This is a genomic window from Thalassospira lucentensis MCCC 1A00383 = DSM 14000, assembly GCF_000421265.1.
In the GTDB taxonomy this organism is placed as follows: Bacteria; Pseudomonadota; Alphaproteobacteria; order Rhodospirillales; family Thalassospiraceae; genus Thalassospira; species Thalassospira lucentensis.
The window spans coordinates 39,992-62,262 of record NZ_ATWN01000002.1; the positions used below are offsets into that span (position 1 = coordinate 39,992).

The 22,271-nt window shown below is 53.3% G+C and carries 20 protein-coding genes; 8 read left to right on the forward strand and 12 right to left on the reverse strand.

The features are described 5' to 3' along the window. Nucleotides 1-67 precede the first annotated feature (67 nt). Entirely contained in the window at nucleotides 68-1,066 is a 999-nt protein-coding gene (locus tag K355_RS0104300; protein ID WP_022730876.1) for a tRNA dihydrouridine synthase, read from the reverse strand. A gap of 231 nt (nucleotides 1,067-1,297) precedes the next feature. Here K355_RS0104300 and K355_RS25510 point away from each other — a divergent pair, with 231 nt between their 5' ends. Continuing rightward, the gene (locus K355_RS25510; protein WP_022730877.1) at nucleotides 1,298-1,447 is read left to right on the forward strand and encodes a hypothetical protein; all 150 of its coding nucleotides are present in this window, start codon (nucleotides 1,298-1,300) and stop codon (nucleotides 1,445-1,447) included. Between the two features lie 156 nt (nucleotides 1,448-1,603). Then, nucleotides 1,604-1,759: a hypothetical protein gene (locus K355_RS25515; RefSeq protein WP_022730878.1), complete on the forward strand. Its 156-nt coding sequence runs from the start codon at nucleotides 1,604-1,606 to the stop codon at nucleotides 1,757-1,759. Nucleotides 1,760-1,797: 38 nt separating this feature from the next. On the opposite strand, the gene K355_RS0104315 is transcribed toward K355_RS25515, so the two are convergent. The 5 genes from K355_RS0104315 to K355_RS0104335 form a co-directional block, all read right to left on the reverse strand. Next, nucleotides 1,798-2,268, reverse strand: coding sequence for a DUF2269 family protein (locus tag K355_RS0104315; RefSeq protein ID WP_022730879.1), 471 nt, complete (start codon nucleotides 2,266-2,268; stop codon nucleotides 1,798-1,800). Further along, the gene (locus K355_RS0104320) at nucleotides 2,265-3,563 is read right to left on the reverse strand and encodes an SDR family oxidoreductase (RefSeq protein WP_022730880.1); all 1,299 of its coding nucleotides are present in this window, start codon (nucleotides 3,561-3,563) and stop codon (nucleotides 2,265-2,267) included. Before K355_RS0104320 ends, K355_RS0104315 begins: the two co-directional genes overlap by 4 nt. A gap of 88 nt (nucleotides 3,564-3,651) precedes the next feature. Then, complete coding sequence (gene meaB / locus K355_RS0104325) at nucleotides 3,652-4,713, reverse strand: methylmalonyl Co-A mutase-associated GTPase MeaB (protein ID WP_022730881.1); 1,062 nt, start codon at nucleotides 4,711-4,713, stop codon at nucleotides 3,652-3,654. Nucleotides 4,714-4,736: 23 nt separating this feature from the next. After that, the gene (gene scpA / locus K355_RS0104330) at nucleotides 4,737-6,893 is read right to left on the reverse strand and encodes a methylmalonyl-CoA mutase (protein WP_022730882.1); all 2,157 of its coding nucleotides are present in this window, start codon (nucleotides 6,891-6,893) and stop codon (nucleotides 4,737-4,739) included. 2 nt (nucleotides 6,894-6,895) lie between these two features. After that, on the reverse strand, nucleotides 6,896-8,944 hold the full coding sequence (locus tag K355_RS0104335) for a methylmalonyl-CoA mutase family protein (RefSeq protein WP_022730883.1): 2,049 nt from the start codon (nucleotides 8,942-8,944) through the stop codon (nucleotides 6,896-6,898). A gap of 407 nt (nucleotides 8,945-9,351) precedes the next feature. Here K355_RS0104335 and K355_RS0104340 point away from each other — a divergent pair, with 407 nt between their 5' ends. After that, nucleotides 9,352-9,774 (forward strand): response regulator, encoded by a 423-nt coding sequence (locus tag K355_RS0104340; protein ID WP_022730884.1) that lies wholly within the window; start codon nucleotides 9,352-9,354, stop codon nucleotides 9,772-9,774. A gap of 45 nt (nucleotides 9,775-9,819) precedes the next feature. Here the strand turns inward: K355_RS0104340 and phhA are convergent, their stop codons facing one another. Next, nucleotides 9,820-10,710: a phenylalanine 4-monooxygenase gene (gene phhA / locus K355_RS0104345; protein WP_028791320.1), complete on the reverse strand. Its 891-nt coding sequence runs from the start codon at nucleotides 10,708-10,710 to the stop codon at nucleotides 9,820-9,822. Nucleotides 10,711-10,851: 141 nt separating this feature from the next. Here phhA and K355_RS0104350 point away from each other — a divergent pair, with 141 nt between their 5' ends. From K355_RS0104350 to K355_RS0104360, 3 genes are all read left to right on the forward strand, one after another. Continuing rightward, nucleotides 10,852-11,331: an Lrp/AsnC family transcriptional regulator gene (locus tag K355_RS0104350; RefSeq protein WP_022730888.1), complete on the forward strand. Its 480-nt coding sequence runs from the start codon at nucleotides 10,852-10,854 to the stop codon at nucleotides 11,329-11,331. A gap of 111 nt (nucleotides 11,332-11,442) precedes the next feature. Then, nucleotides 11,443-12,447: an asparaginase gene (locus K355_RS0104355; RefSeq protein ID WP_022730889.1), complete on the forward strand. Its 1,005-nt coding sequence runs from the start codon at nucleotides 11,443-11,445 to the stop codon at nucleotides 12,445-12,447. 22 nt (nucleotides 12,448-12,469) lie between these two features. Further along, nucleotides 12,470-12,790, forward strand: coding sequence for a YnfA family protein (locus K355_RS0104360; protein WP_022730890.1), 321 nt, complete (start codon nucleotides 12,470-12,472; stop codon nucleotides 12,788-12,790). A gap of 38 nt (nucleotides 12,791-12,828) precedes the next feature. On the opposite strand, the gene K355_RS0104365 is transcribed toward K355_RS0104360, so the two are convergent. Continuing rightward, nucleotides 12,829-14,052, reverse strand: a complete 1,224-nt coding sequence (locus K355_RS0104365) for a response regulator (protein ID WP_022730891.1) — start codon at nucleotides 14,050-14,052, stop codon at nucleotides 12,829-12,831. 372 nt (nucleotides 14,053-14,424) lie between these two features. On the opposite strand from K355_RS0104365, the gene K355_RS0104375 reads away from it, so the two are divergent. Both K355_RS0104375 and K355_RS0104380 read left to right on the forward strand, forming a co-directional pair. Then, a complete protein-coding gene (locus tag K355_RS0104375; RefSeq protein ID WP_022730893.1) occupies nucleotides 14,425-15,690 on the forward strand; it encodes a pentapeptide repeat-containing protein in 1,266 nt (421 codons plus the stop codon). 190 nt (nucleotides 15,691-15,880) lie between these two features. Then, the gene (locus K355_RS0104380; protein ID WP_022730894.1) at nucleotides 15,881-17,155 is read left to right on the forward strand and encodes a pentapeptide repeat-containing protein; all 1,275 of its coding nucleotides are present in this window, start codon (nucleotides 15,881-15,883) and stop codon (nucleotides 17,153-17,155) included. Between the two features lie 100 nt (nucleotides 17,156-17,255). Here K355_RS0104380 and argJ read toward each other — a convergent pair whose 3' ends face one another. The 4 genes from argJ to K355_RS0104400 all read right to left on the reverse strand — a co-directional run bounded on the left by argJ (nucleotide 17,256) and on the right by K355_RS0104400 (nucleotide 22,191). Further along, on the reverse strand, nucleotides 17,256-18,485 hold the full coding sequence (gene argJ / locus K355_RS0104385; RefSeq protein ID WP_022730895.1) for a bifunctional glutamate N-acetyltransferase/amino-acid acetyltransferase ArgJ: 1,230 nt from the start codon (nucleotides 18,483-18,485) through the stop codon (nucleotides 17,256-17,258). Nucleotides 18,486-18,669: 184 nt separating this feature from the next. Continuing rightward, complete coding sequence (locus K355_RS23095) at nucleotides 18,670-19,527, reverse strand: peptidylprolyl isomerase (protein ID WP_022730896.1); 858 nt, start codon at nucleotides 19,525-19,527, stop codon at nucleotides 18,670-18,672. A 329-nt stretch (nucleotides 19,528-19,856) separates the two neighbouring features. After that, a complete protein-coding gene (locus K355_RS24965; RefSeq protein ID WP_022730897.1) occupies nucleotides 19,857-20,993 on the reverse strand; it encodes a hypothetical protein in 1,137 nt (378 codons plus the stop codon). Between the two features lie 82 nt (nucleotides 20,994-21,075). Beyond that, nucleotides 21,076-22,191, reverse strand: a complete 1,116-nt coding sequence (locus K355_RS0104400; RefSeq protein WP_022730898.1) for a hypothetical protein — start codon at nucleotides 22,189-22,191, stop codon at nucleotides 21,076-21,078. Between the last annotated feature and the right edge of the window lie 80 nt (nucleotides 22,192-22,271).

Sequence of the window (22,271 nt, forward strand, 5' to 3'; positions counted from 1 at the left end):
AAACGGGGTGGTTCAATGAACCACCCCGTTCGCGTTTGTCGCATTGGTGTCAGAAATCGTGACCGGCTTACTCGGCGGCAATCGCAACGTCCTGTTGCTGATGTTCCGGCAGGGTCATGTCGTGCTGCAATTTGGCACGCAATGCATCGATGGCGCGGATACGTTTGATTTCATCAAAACAGGCAGCACCCTGTGTGTGGCTTTTGCGAATAAGGGCCATCCATTGTTTGATGCGTCCGGCCTGATGGTTTTCCGTTGATCCGTCTTTATCCATCAGATCGCAATAAGACAGCAGCATCGCCAAAACATCGGCCCAGCATTCCTTGGGCCGTTGCGTGCCGTTTTCAAATGCCTTGATGCGCTTGGCAAGGTCGGGGGCAGCAATGGCGCCCCGGCCAATCATGAAGCTGTCACAGCCCGATACATCCCGGCATTTTTCGTAATCTGCGACGTCCCAAATTTCACCATTGCCAGTCATGCCGATTGAAATGGCCTCGCGGATACGGGCCAGATATTCCCAATGGGCCGGCGGTTTATATCCTTCAAGCTTGGTGCGTGCATGGACCGTCAGATGTTGTGCTCCGGCGGCCTCGACCGCACGCGCATTATCAAGGAACAGTTCCTTGTCGGCATAGCCAAGCCGGACCTTTGCACTGACCGGGATGTGATCGGGAACTGCGCGGCGCACGGCCGACACGATCCGATACAGATTATCCGGGCATTTCAAAAGAGATGCGCCAGCTTCATGCTTGTTGACGGTTTTGGATGGGCAGCCGAAATTGATATCAATGCCCGGTGCGCCAAGGGTTGTGGCAAAGGCCGCATTCTCACCCATCAATTCCGGGTCATGTCCCATCAGTTGGACCAGAACAGGCACCCCTGAAAGGGTTTTGCCGCCATTGAGCAATTCCGGGCAATAGCGATGAAACACGTGTGCGGGAAACAGGTTTTGCGAAACCCGGATAAATTCGGTGACACACAGGTCGAACCCGCCGGTCGCACTCAGCAATTGCCGAACGCGCCAATCAACAAGTCCTTCCATTGGTGCAAGCACCAGCTGCGTCATTGTGATGTCATCCTGTCTCATAAAATCAGTTGGCGGCTTTTATCATAAACCGGGGATTGATGCCGTTGAAAAATCACAGACCAGCATTGCTCGTGCGAGGCGCATATTAGTGAATTAAGGCGGAAAAAGCGTATTGCTGACACCTTTCCAGCGAATTCGGGGGATACATTCACAGCATCAAAAACAATAATGAAACGCCCGACAATATGTATCGGGTAGGAGTAACAAAGCATGCTGTATATTTTTGAAAGTGCGTTCGATGAAGTTGAAGCTGTTTCGCGCGAAGCCCGCGAGAAACTGTCTGGCCTTGAAATCGTGCTAAAATCAACCGCCGAGAGCCTTCAGGTTCTCAAAGATCGTCTCGAACAGACAGCTTCCTGACGAAATGCTTTGATACCGGTTTCGTGCCATGAACGTGTGCCGGGGTGCCATATGACGTCTTTGTCCGAGCAATAAGCGAAGTTTATATGGAACCCTCCATCCCGCGCCCGCGTTCATGGGATGAAACTTTTCACGTCACAGCAGGAGGTAGCCGAAATGCTGTATATTGTTGAAAAAGCCCTCAACGAGATCGAAGCTATGCCGGGTGACGAACGCGAAAGCTTTGCCCATCTTGATCATGAAATTGACGAGGCGGTCGAAAAGCTTCAAGTTTTGAAAGCGAAACTTGAAGCGGAAAAAGACAGTCAGTAGCATAATCGTGGACTAATAGAGGTCGTTGCCGAAGGCCTCTATTCGAAGCTTGGTTTTGTTAGCATCAACCAGACTATCAGCAAGACAGAGAGAAAAGCTGGAAAACCGAACACCAGCCAAACGCGGTAAAGCCGGTGATAGGTTTCAGGCAAATTGCTGTTTGCTAAAGCTGCTTTATTTGCAATGTCACGCAACCGGATTTGTATCCAGACCACCGGCAACCAAAATGCTCCAACGACGATGTATAATCCGATTGATGCCATTAACCATGGCTCGGTCAGAGGCCAACCGACCTCACGCGCGAGAAAGTAACCCGTAATTGGTTGTATTGCAGCGGCAGTTGCTGTGAACACGGTATCTGCCAAGACGACAATTCTACTGACATGTGCAATCATCTCCGTATTTCCCCAATGGTTTGATATAACGAAGAAAAATGCGATTCCTGCGCCCGTTCCGAGAAGTACGCAGGCTCCAATGATATGAGAGTAAAGGAGGATTTCGTATGTCATCGTTCTTCAAGAATAGAAATAGTGAACACTGTAAGTACGATTGAAGGGATCACTTTGATCATCGGGCCAAGCGGATCAAGCCATAAGTCCGGTGCGGTGAGCAAGCTGGCTATGATGTATGCTGCAGATATTGTGATCATGCCAATACAAGCAAGCCGAGATAATTTGCGAACGAGAACAGCTGCTCCCAATGTGATGTCAGCGATGATTCCTGAAAGTATGAGAAGTTGTGCCAGGTCATCGCTTATGCCTCGCTTTGTTAATACGTCCTGCGCTGTTGGAAACGACACGATTCCGATAATGCCACTGGCGAGCCAGAAAATTGCGAGAACGGTAATGGCAAGTGGAAGCCCCAAGTATAATTTTGCAAACCAGCGTTCTTGGATTGTTGCGGGCATGGACGCCATCGTTTCCTTCATGGATCGGCAATTTTGGTTGCCTGTCATTTTCCAAGTTTGAGCGTTGCCGCAGATACCACTCTTGAGTGTCTCTAGAGCAGTCGTTCGCAACGGGGAACGCCATCCTAGTTGGCCAAACATATCAGCAATTAGGCCAATAAGTTTGATTGACCAGGACGGGGCTGGGAGAGTTACGCACCATGGCTTAAGGCCTAACCAGCTTCGAAACTCCATTTTAAGTTCGTCAAAGCCTTGGCTTTCTTCTTCTGTAATATCTGCGATTGTGTTCTGTGGAAGTAACCCAGTTGCGGCCTTTGTAATTGCGCGAGTGAGGTCGTCAATCGATACGGTTTGTATTTGCGCATCTGGAAATATCTGGATGTTCACCAAAGGAAATGCAGCCGCAGCTCGTAGAAGTGCTGTTCCGCCATACGCATCGCGACTTATGACAAGGGTCGGGCGAAGAACGTGCCAGTTTAGTTGGCTGTTCATCAGAACGTTGTCGCCACGTGCTTTGCTTCTCATAAACTCGGTGGATGCCTGTTCGCTTGCTCCGGCGGCTGATACTTGAATGAAAGTCACGGCAGTGCCTGCAAGTGCTTGAGTGATGTTCTCAATCGAATTCACATGGATCGCATTGAGATCGTCACGCGCACCATCCTGAAGTGCGCCAGCAGCATTGACGATAATATCCGCATCCCTTAGTCGTTCTTTCCATTCGGCGGCGGAGGCTGTCCCGATATCGACCGCATGCCATTTGACCTGATCGTTGCTGCGTCTTCCTTTTTCTAAGGATCGCCCGACGCCCGTTACGTCGAAGCCTGCAGAAACAAGTCTGTGAATACACGCAGAACCGATGAGGCCATAGCCGCCGAGGACGTAAACCTTCTTGTTCATTTGCAGCAGTCCCTCGTCCACAAAATAATAATTTAAAGAATTCCCAATTGTTCTATACGGCAGGCAGACCGGAAGTCACTGGAAACAATTATTGATTGTGTTTTGGATGTTTTATCAGGCCCAGCATTTCCTCGACCGCGGCGGTCGGGTTGGTGGTGCCCGAAAGCACATCGGTCTCAAGCGTTTTAAGCCGGTCGGCGACATCATCACGCTTGGTAAAGGTTTCCAGTAAGCGATCGCGCAGCATGCTCCACATCCAATCGCGTTGTTGACGGGCCCGTTTGGCGGAAAATTCGCCTTCCTTGTCCATCACAACCCGATGCTGATTGATCAGATCCCAGATGGTATCAAGCCCGTCATTGATCAGGCTTGATACCATCACCGATTGTGGACGCCAGTGTTTGCTGGTTGGTTGAAGGATGCGAAGGGCCGATGAATATTCACGTTTGGCTTCACGCGCCTTTGCCGGATCGGCGTCCGCCTTGTTGACCGCGATCAAATCGGCGATTTCAAGCACACCTTTTTTTATGCCCTGAAGCTCATCCCCCGCACCGGGCAGCATGAGGACAAGGAAAAAGTCGGTCATTTGGGCGACCATGGTTTCGCTTTGTCCGGCACCCACGGTTTCAACCAGCACCACGTCAAACCCGGCGGCCTCGCACAGTAAAATGGTTTCACGGGTCATGCGATTGACCCCGCCCAAATAGCCGCTGCTGGGCGATGGGCGGATATAGGCGTTTGGATCAATCGACAGTTCGTTCATCCGGGTCTTATCACCCAGAATCGACCCGCCGGTCCGCGCGCTGGTGGGGTCAACCGCAAGCACGGCAACTTTTTTGCCCGTCTTGGTCAGGTTTTTGCCAAAGGCCTCGATAAAGGTGGATTTGCCAACACCCGGAACGCCGGTAATGCCAATGCGCTGCGACCCGCCTGTTTGGGGCATCAGTTGGGCCAGAACGGCCTGTGCCTGATCAAAATGTTTGGCATTGCGGCTTTCGACCAGCGTGATGGCACGTGATAAAATCGTGCGATTGCCGCCAAGCACACCTTCGACAATCTGGTCGGTCGTCAAAACACGTCGGCGCACAGCCTTGCGCGGGCTGACAGTGCCGCCCGAACCCGCCGGTATGGTGCGCAGAGTTTCTTTCACCGCCTGTCCTTGTAACTGTACTGCTATGCGGCCTCTTCGTCGCCCGCTTGATTTAACTTTTCTAGCAGGTCGGATGCCGCTTCGGCAATCACCGTTCCTGGTGGGAAGATCGCCTCGGCCCCGGCTTCGAACAGTTTGTCGAAATCTTGTGGCGGGATGACGCCCCCCGCGACAATCATGATGTCTTCACGACCCAGTTTATCAAGTTCCGCACGAAGTTGCGGCACCAGTGTCAGGTGACCTGCGGCAAGCGAGCTGGCACCGACAATATGAACATCGTTTTCGACCGCCTGTTTTGCGGCTTCTTCGGGTGTTTGGAACAGCGGGCCGATATCGACATCAAAGCCAAGATCGGCAAAGGCGGTGGCAATGACTTTTTGACCCCGGTCATGCCCGTCCTGGCCCATTTTGGCGATCAGGATACGCGGACGGCGACCTTCGTTTTCCTCAAATACTTTGATCAGGCGATCTACCTTGGCAAGGGCCTCGTTATCCGCACCGACTTCGGTTTTATAGACACCTGCGATAGAGCGAATAACCGCCTGATGACGGCCATAAACCTTTTCAAGCGCATCGGAAATCTCGCCGACTGTGCATTTGGCGCGTGCGGCCTGAACGGCAAGTTCAAGAAGGTTGCCTTCGCCACTGTCGGCGGCATTTGTCAGCGCCGTCAGCGCACTTTTTACCGCGCCATCGTCACGTTCTGCCCGCAGACGTTCAAGCTTGGCAATCTGCTGACGGCGGACTTCAGCGTTATCGACCTGAAGCACATCGACCGGGCGGTCATCAGTAACGCGGTATTTATTAACCCCGACAAGGGTCTGACGACCACTATCGATGCGGGCCTGTGTGCGTGCGGCGGCTTCTTCGATGCGCATTTTGGGAATGCCGGCCTCAATCGCCTTGGCCATGCCGCCCTGTTCTTCGACCTCGGCAATATGGGCCCATGCCTTTTCGGCCAAATCGCGGGTCAGGCGTTCGACATAATAGGATCCACCCCATGGATCTATGGCATTGGTGGTGCCGCTTTCCTGTTGCAAAAACAGCTGCGTATTACGTGCAATCCGTGCCGAGAAATCGGTCGGCAGAGCCAAGGCTTCGTCAAGGGCATTGGTATGCAGCGACTGGGTGTGGCCTTGGGTTGATGCCATGGCCTCGACGCAGGTGCGGATGACATTGTTAAACACATCCTGTGCGGTAAGCGACCAGCCGGATGTCTGGCTGTGGGTGCGCAGCGACAGTGATTTTGGGTTTTGTGGATCAAACTGTTTGATCATCTTGGCCCAGATCATGCGCGCCGCCCGCATTTTGGCAATTTCCATAAAGAAATTCATGCCTGTCGCCCAGAAGAACGATAAACGCGGCGCAAATTTATCAATCGGAAGTCCTGCCGCTTGCCCCGCACGGGCATATTCAATGCCATCGGCCAGGGTATAGGCCAGTTCAAGGTCGGCGGTCGCCCCGGCTTCCTGCATGTGATAGCCCGAAATCGAGATTGAATTGAATTTCGGCATGTTTTGCGACGTAAACGAAAAGATGTCCGAAATGATCCGCATCGAGGGTTTGGGCGGATAGATATAGGTGTTGCGCACCATGAATTCTTTGAGGATGTCGTTCTGAATGGTGCCCGAAAGCTTTTCGCGCGCAACGCCCTGTTCTTCGGCCGCCGCAATATAAAGCGCCATGATCGGCAAAACCGCACCGTTCATGGTCATCGATACCGACATCTCATCAAGCGGAATGCCATCAAAAAGGGTGCGCATGTCATAGATGCTGTCAATCGCCACACCGGCCATGCCGACATCCCCGGCAACACGGGGATGGTCGCTGTCATAGCCGCGGTGGGTGGCAAGGTCGAAGGCAATCGACAGGCCCTTTTGTCCGGCGGCAAGGTTACGGCGATAAAACGCGTTGGATTCTTCGGCGGTCGAGAACCCGGCATATTGGCGAATGGTCCAGGGGCGCTGGACATACATGGTGGGGTAAGGCCCGCGCAAAAACGGCGGCATGCCCGGCATGGTATCAAGGTGATCAAGACCGTCCAGATCAGACGGGCCATAGGTCGGTTTGACGTCGATGCCTTCGGGCGTGGTCCAGGACGTTGCCTCAAACGGGTCTTTGGCCGCGGCCGTTGCGCCGTCAAATAGCGGAAGGTCGGAGAAATCAGGAATGCGGGTCATGATTATTTATCTCCCCGTGCGCCAGATAAATGATCCATTGCCGTTCGGCAGATATCAGGAACGTCAGTGCCGACGTAAATAAAGTCATCAATACCCGCGGCCTCATATCCGGCCCGCGCATCGCCCGGATGACCGGCAAGATAGACCAGTGATGCCCCGGCAGTCTTAAGGGTACGGGCAACATCGGCGGCCATATCGCCATATTGCGGGTCAGACCCACAAATCACCGCGATTTTGGCACCCGATGCGGTGAAGGCCTTTGCAACTGACTTGGCATCGGCAAAGCCGGTATTGGTGATCGCCTCAATCCCCCCGGCTTCAAAGAAGTTCCGGGCAAACATCGCGCGCGCAGTGTGCTGGGCAACCTTGCCCAGATTGGCCAGAAAGATTTGCGGGAAGGTGCCTGTTTTGGTCTTGTAGCCATCCGCACGTTTGCGCAATGTCTCATACGGTTCGGACAAACGATGCGGGGTCAGGGCCGGAACCGTCGTCGCGGCACTGGTGCCATAAAGATCGGTATACATATGGCCGATGGTTGCACCTTTACGTGCGGCTTCCATCAAACTGGAAAGTGTCGCACCAACCGTTTCGGTGTATTTGGTTTGGCGGGCCTTGCCATTGGTTTGAATGGCATCGAGGTCGGGCGCATCGCAGGTGACTTTGGTCTCAGAGATATTGGGGAATTCCGAAACACCGGTCAGCGGATCGCGCCGGTTTGCGACGCGTTCTTCACGCGTGTGCCAAACGGCTTCAATGTCTTTTTTCAAACTGCCGTTGGCAAGGGCAGCGACAATGCCACCGGATGCTTCAAGCGACTGGAACTTGGCCCATGCGGCCTTGGCAAGATCGCGGGTCATGTTTTCGATAAACCATGCGCCCCCCGCCGGATCAATCACGCGGTGAACGTTGCTTTCTTCTTGCAGGATTAATTGCGTGTTGCGTGCAATACGTCGGGTAAACCCATCGGGTAGGCCGATTAAATGATCGTATGGCAGGCAGACGACACTATCGGCCCCGCCCAGACCCGCGGCAAAGCTTGTCACCGTGGTGCGCAGCATATTGACCCACGGATCGACCTTACTCATCGCCATTTCGGCCGAGACGGCATTGATCGAAATTGATGCATCTTCGGCACCAGACGCGGCCAGAATGCGGGTCCACATCAGGCGCAAGGCGCGCAGCTTGGCAATCCCGGCAAAGAAATCCGTGCCAATGGCGACGTTAAACGCCATCGCACCGGCGGCCTGATCCACCGCCATGCCGGTATCGGTCAGCGCGCGTAAATAGGCGACACCAGATGCCAGCAAACAGGCAAGTTCCTGACCATCGGTGGCACCGGCATTGTAATAGGGCGCGCCATTGACCGAAATTGCCGTGCCCATCGGGAACAGATCAATCAGTTCGGCAGTGATGTTTGCGGTTTGGCGTAATGCGTCATCGGTGGAGCAGGGCAGGGTTCCGGTGCTGGCAAGCGTTCCGATGGGGTCAATGTTAAAGGCCGGGGCGGCTTCACTCGCACCATCTTCATCGGTCATGCGGGCGGCCAACATGGCCGCAGCTGGAATGGCGGCGGCCCCGCCATCAAGTGCGATGGTCGCAAGGTTGGTGTAGACGTCGCTTAATGCGCATTCAAGATCGGCCAGACAATGAATGGCAATGCCATCCACGCCGACCTCGCCCGAACTGATTTCGCGTCCCTTGCGTGCGGCCGCATCAAGCTTAAGCAAGATGGATGTCGCACCATTTTCAAGGTCGTCGAGGATCGCGGCATTTGTGACGATGGGGTCGGGATGCGTATGAAGTTGACGAATGTCCCAGCCGGCGACTGTTTCGCGTGGTTCTACCGACGCGCTGAGCACGTCGTGTATCAGACGGGTGTCGGCATCCTGATCGCCCTTGGTATAAAGCGGCTGAAGGGCAAAGCCGTCGAGTGTTTTGGTGACGAGCTTTTTCTCGAACGACGCCCCTTTAAGGGCTTCCTCGGCGAGGGTGCGCCAAGCTGCATAATCAGCAGACGGAAATTCGGATGCCAGCTTAAGCGGGTCTGTCATGCTTTCTCCCGGTCGGAACGTTTCCGAATTAATGATACTAGGGTCAAACCGCATTCACATAATCGTACCGGTTGCCCGGATTCCCGACCATATTGCCATATCGTCGTTGCGACATGGCGGTTTATAGCATCTGGCTTTAATTCCGTAAATAGGCATGGAAATACCTATTTAGAAGGAGGGGGAAGCCGAATGATCTTCGTTCCGTAGCGTCAAGTCGCGGAATTCCGGCTGCTTTTTGTGCCAAAAGGTCAGCAGCAAACAGATCGCGTGCCATCGGTCTGCATTATACTTTGGCCTGAACATGGAAAAGATAGGGCACGCAGGCGCAAATATTTGGGCGGTTTAACCAATTTGACATTTTCATCTGTCAATTTGTGCTTGTCCCAATTCTCGGAGTATCGCCATCCATGAACGCGCTCAGCGCCATGCCGTCGCAAGCCAGTCCTGACGGGCTTGTTGCCTTTGCCGACGACAGTCCCAGTGCCAAAGCAGCCCTTGAAACGGTGCTGCGCCGTGCCGGATATGACGTGGCAAGTTTTGACTGTGCCGATGATCTGATTGATCAGCTTGACGGGCTTTATCCGCGCGCCATCATTCTGGATATCGAAATGCCCGGCATGAGCGGATTTGAAGCATTTTGTGAAATCCGCCGCCGGTATCCCAATGCGACCAATGTACCGGTCTTCTTCTTTTCCGCGCATTATGATTCCGATACCCGCGCACAGGCAGATGCGCTGGGTGCGGCCGACTTCATCAGCAAGGATGCCAGCCCGACCGTGGTGCTTGAACAGCTTAACCGCGTGCTCGGCAAAGCCATCAGCACCTGTTAACACCCTTGCCAATTCAGATCTCATGACGCGAACGCGCCCTGCCTGTTACGCAGGGCGTTGTTGCATCTGGCGGGCTCTGCCAAGTTCGATGGTGCGATTTGAATCACCATGAACGTGATACAGCCGATCCGTTGATAAGGTGGTTTCTGGATTGATCGACGGTGTGCTGACCAATCGCTCATAGATCGGGGCGAGGGGCGTTTTCATCGCATCAAACAACTGATCATAACTGTCCAGAACGAAATAGGTTTTCTGGAAATCATCAATTGCGTAATCGGTCGCCATCACCCGTTCAAGATCAAAGCCCACCCGGTTTGGCGTCGGGTCTGTGACCGAGTAAATAGTTTCGGTTTGCGATGACAACATGCCTGCCCCATAGGCCCGCAAGCCATGATCGGTCATGATCAAGCCAAACTCGACCATGTACCAGTACATCCGCGCAAGGTTTTTAAGCCCGCCTGTGGCAATGGCTTCCGGCCCCTTGGCACCGTAAGCAGCAAGATAATCGGCAAAGACCGGGTCATAGAGCATTGGCACATGACCAAAGAAATCATGGAAAATGTCGGGTTCGACCAGATAATCCATTTCTTCTGGCGTGCGCAGCCAGACAGTCACCGGAAAGCGGCGACTGGCAAGGTGATCGAAAAACACCTCATCCGGCACAAGCCCCGGAACCGCAACCAGTTGCCAGCCGGTTGCGGCAAAAAGCTGTTCACTGACCCGGCCAAAATGCGGGATGCCGTCGGCCGCATCCAGCTTTGACAAATTGGCAATGTAATCATCGGCGGCATAGCCGGGCAGAATGGCCGATTGACGGGCATAAAGCTTACGCCATAGGTCATGTTCAGCCTCGCGATACGCTTGCCAGTCTTGCGCAATGGTATAGTCATCTTCGATGTGGCTGTAATCGCCTCGCAGATCGTTTCCCTGAGTCATGGCTGGTCCTCTTTCGGGTTTTGATGCCAATTTACAGCGGATATTTTACATCAAAATCCATGTCATTTTCTGGCGAATAAAATGCCATTTTGCGCTATGATTGAATGAAAGTGACCGAAAGTTAATAATGTAAGGTGCATAATGACCGACCTGAGCTTAAGCGTGACTGATATCCGTATTTTGCAGATTCTGCAAAATGAGGCCGGGATCAGCAATGTCGCACTTGCCGAAAAGGTCGGCATGTCGCCGTCCCCGTGCTTGCGACGGGTCAAACAGCTTGAAGCATCCGGGGTAATCCGCCGACAGGTGGCGCTGTTGGACCGCAAAAAGGTCGGGCTTGGCGTTCTGGCGACCATTCAGGTACGCCTGCAACGCCACACCGAAGCCGGGGCAGAGGATTTTGCCCATGCGATGAATGATCTTCCAGAAATCCTGTCCTGCTGGGCTATGACCGGGCGGCAGGATTTCCTGCTGGTTGCGGTGGCCAGCAACATCGAAAGTTTTGGTGATTTTGTCACTCATCAGTTGCTTTCAATGCCCAATGTGCGCGATGTGCAATCCAGTTTGGTGCTCAAAGAATATAAGAATCACACAGCAATCCCCTTGCCAAAGGCCATTTGACCGCATTGGCCAAGTTTGGCGTGCATGGTGTGCTGTGCTTGCTTTTGGGGGCGGGTTTGGGCATAGGAAGATGACGTTCTGATCCTGTCCCACCAATGCCGGAGCACAATGATGTCGCACGCAGCCAACCCGATCCTTGTCGAAGCCACCCGTGGATCGATGGTCGAAAGTTTCCATCGCGGGAGATATGTCGTGATGAAGGCCGATGGCACGGTGGTGGCCGAGGGCGGCGATATTGACGCGCTGATGTATCCACGTTCCGCAATCAAACCATTGCTGGCGATCCCCTTGGTCGAAAGCGGGGCGGCGGACGCGTTCAAGCTTGAGGACAAGCATATTGCGCTGGCCTGTTCATCGCATAATGGCGAGGAAGAACACGCTACTACGGTTAAGGCATGGCTTGAACATATCGGGTTGTCGGTCGAAACGCTTGAATGTGCGCCGCATTATTCTATCCATCCACCCGCCGGGATCAAACAAGCTGGTGATCAGGTCACCTTGACCAAGGCGCATAACAACTGTTCGGGGAAACATTCCGGGTTCTTGACGACGGCCCAGCATCTGGGCGATACCCCGGCAGGCTATATCAACGAGTCTCATCCGGTTCAGCAACGCCTGATCAAGGTGCTTGAGGAGATGGGGGATTGCGACTTGTCTGCGACTCCACGCGGCATTGATGGCTGTGGCATTCCGGTGATTGGCATGCGGTTGCGTGACCTTGGTCTGGCCATGGCGCGGATGGCCGATCCATCGGGGCTGGACGCCAAACGCATTGAGGCGATCAAACGCATCCGTAAGGGCTGTGCCGCAGCACCGTTTATGGTGGCCGGGACCGGTCGTTTCTGTACCGGGATCATGGAAGAATGCGGTGAAGACGCACTGGTCAAGGTCGGAGCCGAGGGCGTTTATTGTGCCGCCTTCCCAAAACAGGGACTTGGTGTGGCACTTAAAATCGATGATGGCACGCAACGCGGTGCCGAGGTCGCAATGGGCGCGATCCTGCGTCAGCATGGCGTGATTGATGATGCCAAGGCCGAAACGCTAAAAAAATATCTGACACCGGTTCTGACCAACTGGGCCGGAAAATATGCCGGTGACCTGCACCCAGCATTTTAGGAACTGAGCCAAAGGGGGCGTGATGCAGACCGTTGCGGCTTATATCGCAGCAGCACTTGCCGAAATTGCCGGATGCTTTGCCTTTTGGGCGTGGCTGAAATCGGGCAAGTCGGTTCTTTGGGTGATTCCGGGGATTGCGTCGCTGATTATCTTTGCTTGGTTGCTCACCCGTGTTGATGTGGCCTTTGCCGGGCGGGCTTATGCCGCCTATGGCGGGGTCTATATTGCCGCATCTGTTTTCTGGCTTTGGACTGTTGAGCGGGCCGTGCCCGACCGATGGGATATCACCGGGATGGTAGTCTGCCTGTTGGGGGCCGGGATCATTTTGTTCGGGCCACGTTAACCACAGTTGGTCTTGGGCGTTTGTTGATCGCGTGCGGCTTAATCGTTGGTCAGTTGCTTGTATTTTCCCGAGACGATCCGCGCGATGCTGGTCCATTCCTCGATACGTGACGCTTTTCCGATCTGTTCGAGATAGGTCAAATCAATGTCGCTTTCGACCGCACCCCCGGCATCAATAATGGCGATCTCGCGGGTCAAATGTTGCGCGACATAGATTGCGGTAACTGCATTCATTTCCTTATGAGGCAAGTCCATCGGGCGGTGGTGATAGGCAACTGCCTGAATGACCGGGGCAGGAAACCCCCATAACCCCAAAAGATATGCCCCGATTTCAGGATGCCCTGCACCAAACTGTTCTTCTTCGGACTTTTCAATCGGGATGTTTTCCTGTTCAACCCGGTCGGTCACCAGCTTCATTTCATCGGGGCGATTGGCATAGAGGATCAGGGTACCGATATGGCTCAGCATGCCGATTGATGGGACGGCATGGCACACTTCGCGCGGCAGTTTTTCATATTCGGCAATCAGGGCCGCGGTGACGCCGATTTGCTGGCTTCGATGGCATAGGCGTTTGAGGTTTGTAATCTGGCTGTTTGGTCCGTCAAACCCCCGATACATGCCAACAAATAGCGCAAGCGCCTTAAGCGTTTCCAGCCCCAGCATCCGCACGGCATGGGACACCGAAGACACTTTTTGCGTGATGGCAAAATAGGATGAATTGGTCAGTTTCAGGACTTCGGCGGTCAGGGCAATGTCAGACTCGACAATCTCGCACAGGCTGTCGAGTGAATAGTTCGGGTCCTCGAACAAGGTCTGAAGCTGAAGATAGGTATCAGGCGGCGATGCCAGACTTTTCGAATTTGCCACCAATGTGCGCATTTCCGGGCTTTGCAGCCGCTGGCGCAGGCCAAGGGCGTTTTCGATGCTATCAATCAGGGTCTGGTTGTTACAGGGTTTGCTCAGAAACTGATGGGCCGGACCAATAGTGCGCAAATAGGAATCGTTGCTGGCATGGCCGGTCAGAATGATCCGCATGGCATCGGGCTGGATTTTCTGCATTTCTTCGAGCAGGGTCACCCCGTCCATTTCCGGCATTTGAATGTCTGTGACAATGACATCAAAGGATTGATCTTTTGCCATGGCCAGTGCCTCGGCACCGCGAAGAGCGAAATGAAGTTCCCAGTCTGGCCGGACAGACGTCAGGCGCCGTCGGAGCCCCTGCAAAACGTTGGCGTCGTCGTCGACAAACAGAATGTGATGCATTGACCCTGCGCTGCAATTTTGGAGAAAGCTATCTTTTGCAGATGGTCCTTGATCAGACGTATGACAAGACGGCTTGGGGAACCCGCGACTTTGGGATTATTGCGAATCGCGCCAATACGGACCACTGTAAAATAGGGTGGTGGCAACGATATCGTGTTTATGAGACTGCTGTGCCTATAGTCGCGCTGTCAAAGGTGCTGCCGCCCTACGCGTTTGTATATGATATGGCGGCTAAATATTTATAAATACGCGATATTTTATGTAAATGTCAGATTTTGTAAGACTGTTGATGCGCGAGTAGGACTAGACTTAAAGAATATTCTAATTAACGTAGAATACGACTGTTAAATGACCGGGGATTCGGCCCAATAAATGACATCACGCGCAGAATTAATTGATGGCATTAAGAAGCACCAACTCTATGTGACGAAGCAGCCTGGGGGCCGTCGCATGCAGTTGCGCAATGGCAACCTGTCACGCATCAAGATGAGCAAAATCAGTCTTGAAGATGCCGTTTTGCCAGGCGCGAATTTTATTCAGGCAACCATCCGCGACGTCTGTTTTGATTTTTGTGATTTGTTTGGCACCAACTTTGTCGAAGCCGACCTTGAAGGGTCAAGCTTTGTCCGGGCTGATTTGCGCGGTGCGAACATGGCGCGCGCCAAATTGCGCAATGCCAACCTTAAGGGGGCTGACCTTCGATCCGGTGTGATGGTGGTGGTTGACGGCGGGCGCGAAAGAAAAGTCAAACGCGCCACCGATCTAGCCAACGCGGACATGGAAGGGTCGATGCTTTCGGGGGCGAATTTTGCCGAAAGCAACATGTCGGGATCACGCTTGGTCGATGCAGACCTGAGCGACGCCAACATGTTTGCGGTCAATCTTGCGGGTGCGGATTTGACCGGGTGTAACCTGTCGGGGGCGAAGCTTAAAAATGCCAACCTCAAAGGTGCACGGCTTAAGGACAGCCTTCTGGTTGGCACCGATTTGACGGGGGCGAACCTGCGTAATGTCGATTTGGCCGGTGTTGACCTTTCACAGGCCAATATCGCCAATTCCATTGGCAGCAAAGCCGTTACCCCCTTGCCCGATGATATTCGAGAATTGGTCAATGGCCATAGCGAATGGCTGGCTAGCAACGGACAGACCGGAACGCCTTTGAATGCAACCGGACGTGATCTGACCGAAATGGATTTTTCCGGACTGGATTTATCGGCGGCCTGCTTTGATGACTGTATTTTGCGCAACGCGTTGTTCGTTGATACGATTCTTGCGATGTCATCAATGCGCAATACAGATTTATCACGTGCACGGCTGAACGGATCGATTTTGAACGGCATTCGACTGTCAAACGCAGTTTGCGCCAAATCTGTTTTTCAGGGCGCCAAGTTTGGCGGTGTCGCGCAGCTTGATGGTCAGGGTAAAAAAACCGGTTCGGTTTGGCGTGCGGACCTAAGCGGTACCGATTTCTCAAAAGCCGATATGCGCAATGCTGTTTTCGATGCACCGAAGATGAAAGGTGCCAGCTTGAAGAACGCCAATATTTCGGGTGTTTCTTTTGGTGATACTGATCTTGGCGATGTTGATTTAAGCGGTGCAAATATCGGTGCAATCCTGACGGGAACCATCCCTGAATAGGTCTCTGGCAGTGCCTTGCTATTGCTGGCTTTCGGGGTGTCATGCGATGCCCGATTAAAAACGAATCTCTGACATCAAAGGAATATTACGGTTTTGCAAGGCGTTAAAAGCATTGCGTTACCGCGAAACTGTTGCATTCTGTCTGCTTAATTCAAAAATGGTAATTTAGTGGTCGGGGAATATTTGCAAGATGGATTCGCGTTCGGATCTGATTGATGCCATCAAAATGCATCAACTGTATCTCAATCAAAAGCCAGGTGGGCGGCGCATGCAAATGCGCAGTGCCAATCTGTCGCGCATAAAAATGAGCAAAATCAGCCTTCAGGACGCCATTCTACCCGGTGCGAATTTCATTCAAGCGACTGCCCATAAAGTCTGTTTTGATTTTTGTGATCTGTTTGGCGCCAACTTTGTCGAGGCCGATCTTGAAGGGTCGAGTTTCCAGCGGGCTGATCTGCGCGGTGCGAACATGGCGCGCGCCAAGCTGCGCTACGCCAATCTGAGCGGCATTGATCTGCGGGCAGGCATTATGGTGATTGTCGAAGGTTCGCAGGAACGCCCGGTCAGTAAGGCCGCTGACATGACCAGTGCCGATCTTGAAGGGGCGATGATGTGGGGGGCTAACCTGACCGGTGCCAGAATGTCAGGGGCGAGCCTTTCAAAGACCGACCTTAGTGATGCGAATATGTTTGCTGTGAACCTCGAAGGTGCCGATTTAACCGGCTGTAACCTCAATGGGGCAAAGCTACGCAATGCGAACCTTAAGGGGGCAAAACTTGCGGAATGTAATCTGGTCGGTGCGGATTTAAGTGGGGCCAACCTTCGCAACGTTGACATGACGAATGTCGACCTGTCCCAATCCAATACATCAAATTCAATCGGTGGTGGAACGTCGTCAGCACCACTGGTGGACGATATTCGCGATCTGGTAAATGGCCATAGCGAGTGGCTGCTATCAGACGGGAAAAACGGTGCGCCCATGATTGCGGTTGGGCGGGATTTGACCGGGCTTGATTTTTCCGGTTTGGACCTGTCGGGTGCCTGCTTTGATAAATGTATCCTGCGCGGGGCATTGTTCGTCGATACCATCCTTGCAATGTGCTCCATGCGCGACGCGGACATGAAGAAAGTCCGTATGAATGGGGCTGTGATGGATGGCGTTCGAATGGCCAATTCCGATTGCAGCGAAGCCATTTTTCAAGGGGTGAAGTTCGGCGGGATTGATCAGCGCGACAAAAAAGGTGCCAAGACAGGTACGATGTGGCGCGCGGACTTAACAAACACGAATTTTGAACAGGCCGATTTGCGGAACTCGGTTTTCGATGAAGCACAAATGAAGGGTTCCAACCTGACAAAGGCAAACGTTGCCGGGGTTGCCTTTGGCGATACAGACTTAAGCGACGTTGAACTTGAAGGGGCAAATGTTGGTTTGGTTCTGAACGGCAATATTCCCGGACGCAGATGATCACACCTCTGATCGATCCAGCGCAAAACGAAAAATGCCGCCTGTCAAAGGCGGCATTTTGTTTGTGTGGTTGGTCGTGGCCAGTGATCAGTTAAGATGATCAGCTACGGTAATCAGCATTGATCGAAATATAACCATGCGTCAGGTCACAGGTCCAGACGGTGGCCGCCCCATCACCAAACCCAAGATCGGCAACGATATCGATGTACTGACCCTTGATATGCGCCTCAACCGGGGTTTCATCGTAATCTTCGACGCGCTCGCCATTTTTGGCCAGGGCAATGCCGCCAATTGAAATGGTCAGTTTGTTGGGATCAGCAGTGACACCGCATTTCCCAACCGCCATGACAATACGACCCCAGTTGGCGTCTTCACCGGCAATCGCAGTTTTGACCAGCGGCGAATTTGCAATCGCCTTGGCGGCAATCTTAGCTTCTTTTTCGCTGACCGCACCGGTGACATTTACCGTGATGAATTTGGTCGCACCTTCGCCGTCGCGCACGATCTGATGGGCAAGATCACGCAGCACGCCTTCAAGGGCGTCTTTAAACTCGGTCAATGCCGGGTCATCTATTCCTGAAACGGCATCGTTACCCGCCTTGCCGGTTGCGGCCAGAAGGACCGTATCGGATGTTGATGTGTCGCTATCAACCGTGATGGCATTGAAGCTGCGGTTGTTGCAATCGGCCAAAATCGCCTGAAGAACCGCATGCGGGATGGCGGCATCGGTGAAAATGAAACCAAGCATGGTCGCCATGTTTGGTTCGATCATCCCCGATCCCTTGGCAAAGCCGGAAATCGAAACCGATGTGCCGTTGATCGTTGTCGTTGCCGAGGCGCCCTTTGGGAAGGTGTCAGTCGTCATGATGGCCTTGGCAGCATCAAGCCAACTGGCATCATTGGCAAGCAAGTCGCCCATGGCATCGGTGATGCGGTTGGCCGTGGTTGGTTCGCCAATTACACCGGTTGACGCGGTAAAGATTTCCGCTTTGTCACACCCCAGTGCTTTTGACGCAGTTTCGACCTTGTCTGCGACAAATTTCTCGCCAGCCTTGCCGGTAAAGGCAACAGAATTGCCCGCGTTGACAAAAAATGCCCGTGCGGTGCCACCCTTAAGGGCTTCGCGACCCCAACGTACTGCTGCTGATGCGGTGGTCGATGTGGTGAACACTGCGGCAACCTGCGTGCCCGGATCAAGTTCTGCCAGCAACACATCCGGCCGGCCTTTGTAACGAATACCAAGCGTTGCGGTGTGCAGTTTGACACCGGCAATGGCCGGCAGTTCGGGAAAGGCCGCGGGGGCAAGCGGAGAAACTGAAGTCGCACCCATTTGTATCATTTCCTTCAAATGGCGTTGGTCAAAGAGACATCTGTCCATCCTGCCGCAATGGTGGCGAAAAGCAAGCGACAGAACAGGACGTTATCTTGAAAAAAAAAACGGGGCGAAGCAACGTGCCTCGCCCCGTTTGGAACCTGTTTGCATCAGAAACCTGATGGGCAAAGCCCGTATCAGTTTATTCTTTGGTTTCTTTTGCTGGCGCATCGCCTTCGGTTGGCATCGGAGCATTGTTGACGATGTCTGCATCCGCACGCAGGTTTTCAACAAGATCATCAATTGCCTTGCGGGTCAGTTCACCAACCATCTGCTGACGAACTTCTTCAAGCGACGGCTGGGTGCCTTCTTTTTTCTCTTCAACCATGATCACATGCCAGCCAAACTGGGTCTGAACCGGTTCTTTGCTGTAGGTGCCTGGCTCCATGGCAAAGGCTGCTTCGGCAAATGGTGCGACCATGTCGGCACTGCCAAAGAAACCAAGATCACCGCCGTTCGGGCCGGATGGGCCGGTCGATTTTTCCTTGGCGAGTTCGGCGAAATCCGCACCGTCATCAAGTTCGGTGATGATGGCTTTGGCGTCTTCTTCGTTCTCAAGCAGGATGTGACGGGCGTGAACCTGCGGTTCCGGCTCGTTGGTTTTCAGGAATTCTTCGTATTGTTCTTTGATAGCGTCTTCGCTTGCCGATTTTGCGATTTCACGATCAAGGAACGTTTCGGCGATGACACGGCGTTCAAGTGCATCAACGCGGGCTTTGACTTCTTCGTCATCGGCAAGACCGGCATCACGGCCTGCGATCATCAGCAAACGCTGATTGATTTCACGATCAACGAGTGTCGGTTTAAGCATTTCAAACGGAAGCTGTTGATACTGTTGCGGCAGACCCGCCTGGGTCGCGCGAACTTCAGATTCCAGGATGTCCTCACCATTGACAGTCGCAAGGACCGGATCTTCGGCCGGTGCAGCGTCCTGTGCCATGACAGGGGAAGCAAAAATAACGGATGCCAGTGACGCGGCAAAAAGGGTTCTGCGCAGCATAGTTTCTCCAGACTTTGATTTCAAAGGGGGGATACCCCCATCGCCTCTCCCCACGGGTAAATCACATAAGGCTTTATTGCACAAGGCTTCCCCGTGGCGACTGCGATTTTTCGCAAAGCATTCTGTCCAAAATATGAAACGCTTATCTTTGCGTTTCATTATGTGGAGCAGAAGGGGGCTATAGAAAGGTCAAGCCTAGCCAGTCGCTGCCAAATCAGATAGCCGTTTTGGGCGATGAACGCAGCATCGTGCGGCTGTTGTATGAAATTTCAAACAGGCTAAGTCGACCCGCCTGGTGTCACGAGTGGACGAGGTGACCAAGGGGGGTATCAGGCTTTTACGTCAAAAAGAACTTCGCCAACGGTGGCAATGCTTCCGTCATCGCGGGTGAAGTGCGACGTTGCGACCAGATCGCCCCCAATAAGGCGCTGATCAATTGGCGTGATCATGGAAAGTGAAATTGATGTGATGCCTTCGTCCATCAGGGTTGCCTGTTCACCATTGGCGCGCAGCAAAATTAATGCGCTGAAAACGGCGTCATTGGCATCAATCTTTCCGTCCTGATTGTCATCAAATTTGGCCAGTTCGGCAAAGCCGTCTGCGGCCCCGTTTTGATCACCAAACAATTCGGTGCCGTTATTGATTTTGCCGTCTTTATTGCGATCAAGGGCAAGAAGTGCGTCATTGCGGCGGATCCATGCGGTTTGATCAATGTTGCCATCGCCATCAATGTCAAACTGTCGACCGTCCTGCAGACTGGTGATGTCGATGCCATTGCCGTCAAGATCAAGGATAAGTGGGTCTTGCTGAAAAGCCTGTGCGATGTCGATACGGATGAGATCAATCTGTGCACGGAATTCGGAAATAGAAATATTGGCTTTGCTGCCAATGCTTGAAAACCGGCTTTCAATTTGTGTGAGATCAATCTCGATTCTTTGCGTCATAACACGAAACGCGCTGACATCAATCTGGGTAGTACTGCCCGAAACATTTAGGGCAAGTTCCTTGGCAGTGATGGTTGCCCCCGATCCATTCGCGCCCGAAAGAGCAACATCTTCGAGCGACCCGCCGGTCATGGCATTGGCAATTTCGCGGGCCTTTTCGGGTGGGATGCCCATCATGGCAAGAACGATAAATGCATCACGGTTCAGGCGTGTTTGTGCTTCGCTCAAGGCCGGTTTTAAGGCGTTAAACGCATCAAGTGGGTTTGTCTCGACCTGAAATACGGGCTGTCGGAACGTGGAAATGGCTTCTTCGAGGCGCTTGCTGGCCTCGATGCTCAAATCAATTTGATCGGCAATTGCGCGTTCACGCGCCCGATCATTCCTGCTGCCGCCATTTGCCGAGTTCGACATATCTGGATTTGACATATCTGGCGCGTTTGCACCAACAGCACTTTGTGCCGCGGCATTCAGTGTCGCCGTTTGCGATGTCGACGGAGTGTTAAAAGTGGTGTGCTCGAACATTCAGCGCCTCCTTCCTGAAGGGCTGGGGATGCCGACATATGCGGCATCCCGAACGATTGATTAACTGAGAACTTCCTGTTCTTTAGGCCTGAACGTCTTGTTGTTGGGTTGGATCAAGAACGGGAACGGTTTCACCGGTCGGGAACGAGAAGGTCGCACCATTATCGTCCTGACCAAAACGGCCCATCGGCATCAACATATCAACCGTCAGGTTAAGCTGCGGCTTACCCGTACCATCGTCTGGTGCGGACTGGTTAATGCCACGGACAATCAGGGTTGCCTGTTCCATGAACTGTTCGGTGATCTGCGCGTTGAGTGCGGCCATGCGTTCGGCTGCCAGTGCCTGACCAGACGCCGCTTCGCCGGAAGTCCCATCAGCGTTTTCACTGTCTTGACCATTGCCATCCGTGCCGACAGTTGCGTTCATCAGCTCGCGGATAAAATCAGCAACGCCGTTATCTGACATGTCAAACAGAAGTCCGCCATTTTCGGCATTGGCTGGATTGCCAAGGACATCGACCAGCGAACCACCGCCAAGACCATCCATCACCGCACCAAGGGCGCCAAGAGCTGCCCCCATGCTGTTGCCAATGGCAATGGCTTCGGTGCGGACGACTTCAATCTTGGAGGCCTGATAGTTAAACGAAAACTCGCCGGTTTCGTTATTGATGCTGATATCAAGCGACTGCACTGCCATCATCGCAGACTCGGACGTACCAACGGCCGAACCATTGGCACCGGCGTATGAAATTGCTGTACGGCTATGGCTTGCGATGGCTTGATCAAAGGAAAATTCAAATTGGTCTTCGCCTTTTGCCGCATCGCGAATGCCGTTAAACATGGCATCGGTGGCGGCAATGGCGTCGTCTTCGGTCATACCCGAAAGCTGAAACATTTCTTCGACGCTGCCGCGGACAAGCTCAAGCGATACGTCGAGTGCGCGTTCAAACAGCTCGTCGGTGGTCAGCGGCTTGGTTGAAAGCCCCTTACCACTGGCCGGGGCCAACTGTGCCGAATTGTTATGCGCGGCCAGCGCATCATCAGAAAGAGCAACCGGATCGACCCGCTGTCGCGCGTTGGTATTGGTCTGCGCTGCATCCTGCTGGGTTTCGGTGCCGGGTTTTGTAAACTGCTGACGCGCGTCCTGAAGGGCAGATTGCCCTTGTCGAAATGGATTAAGCGCGGAAAAATCGACCATTTCCTCCTCCTGAGGATTTCTTGACGGTCAGGTGCAGGTGACAAGTCCAAAAAGACAGGGCGTACTGAACCGGCGCGTCG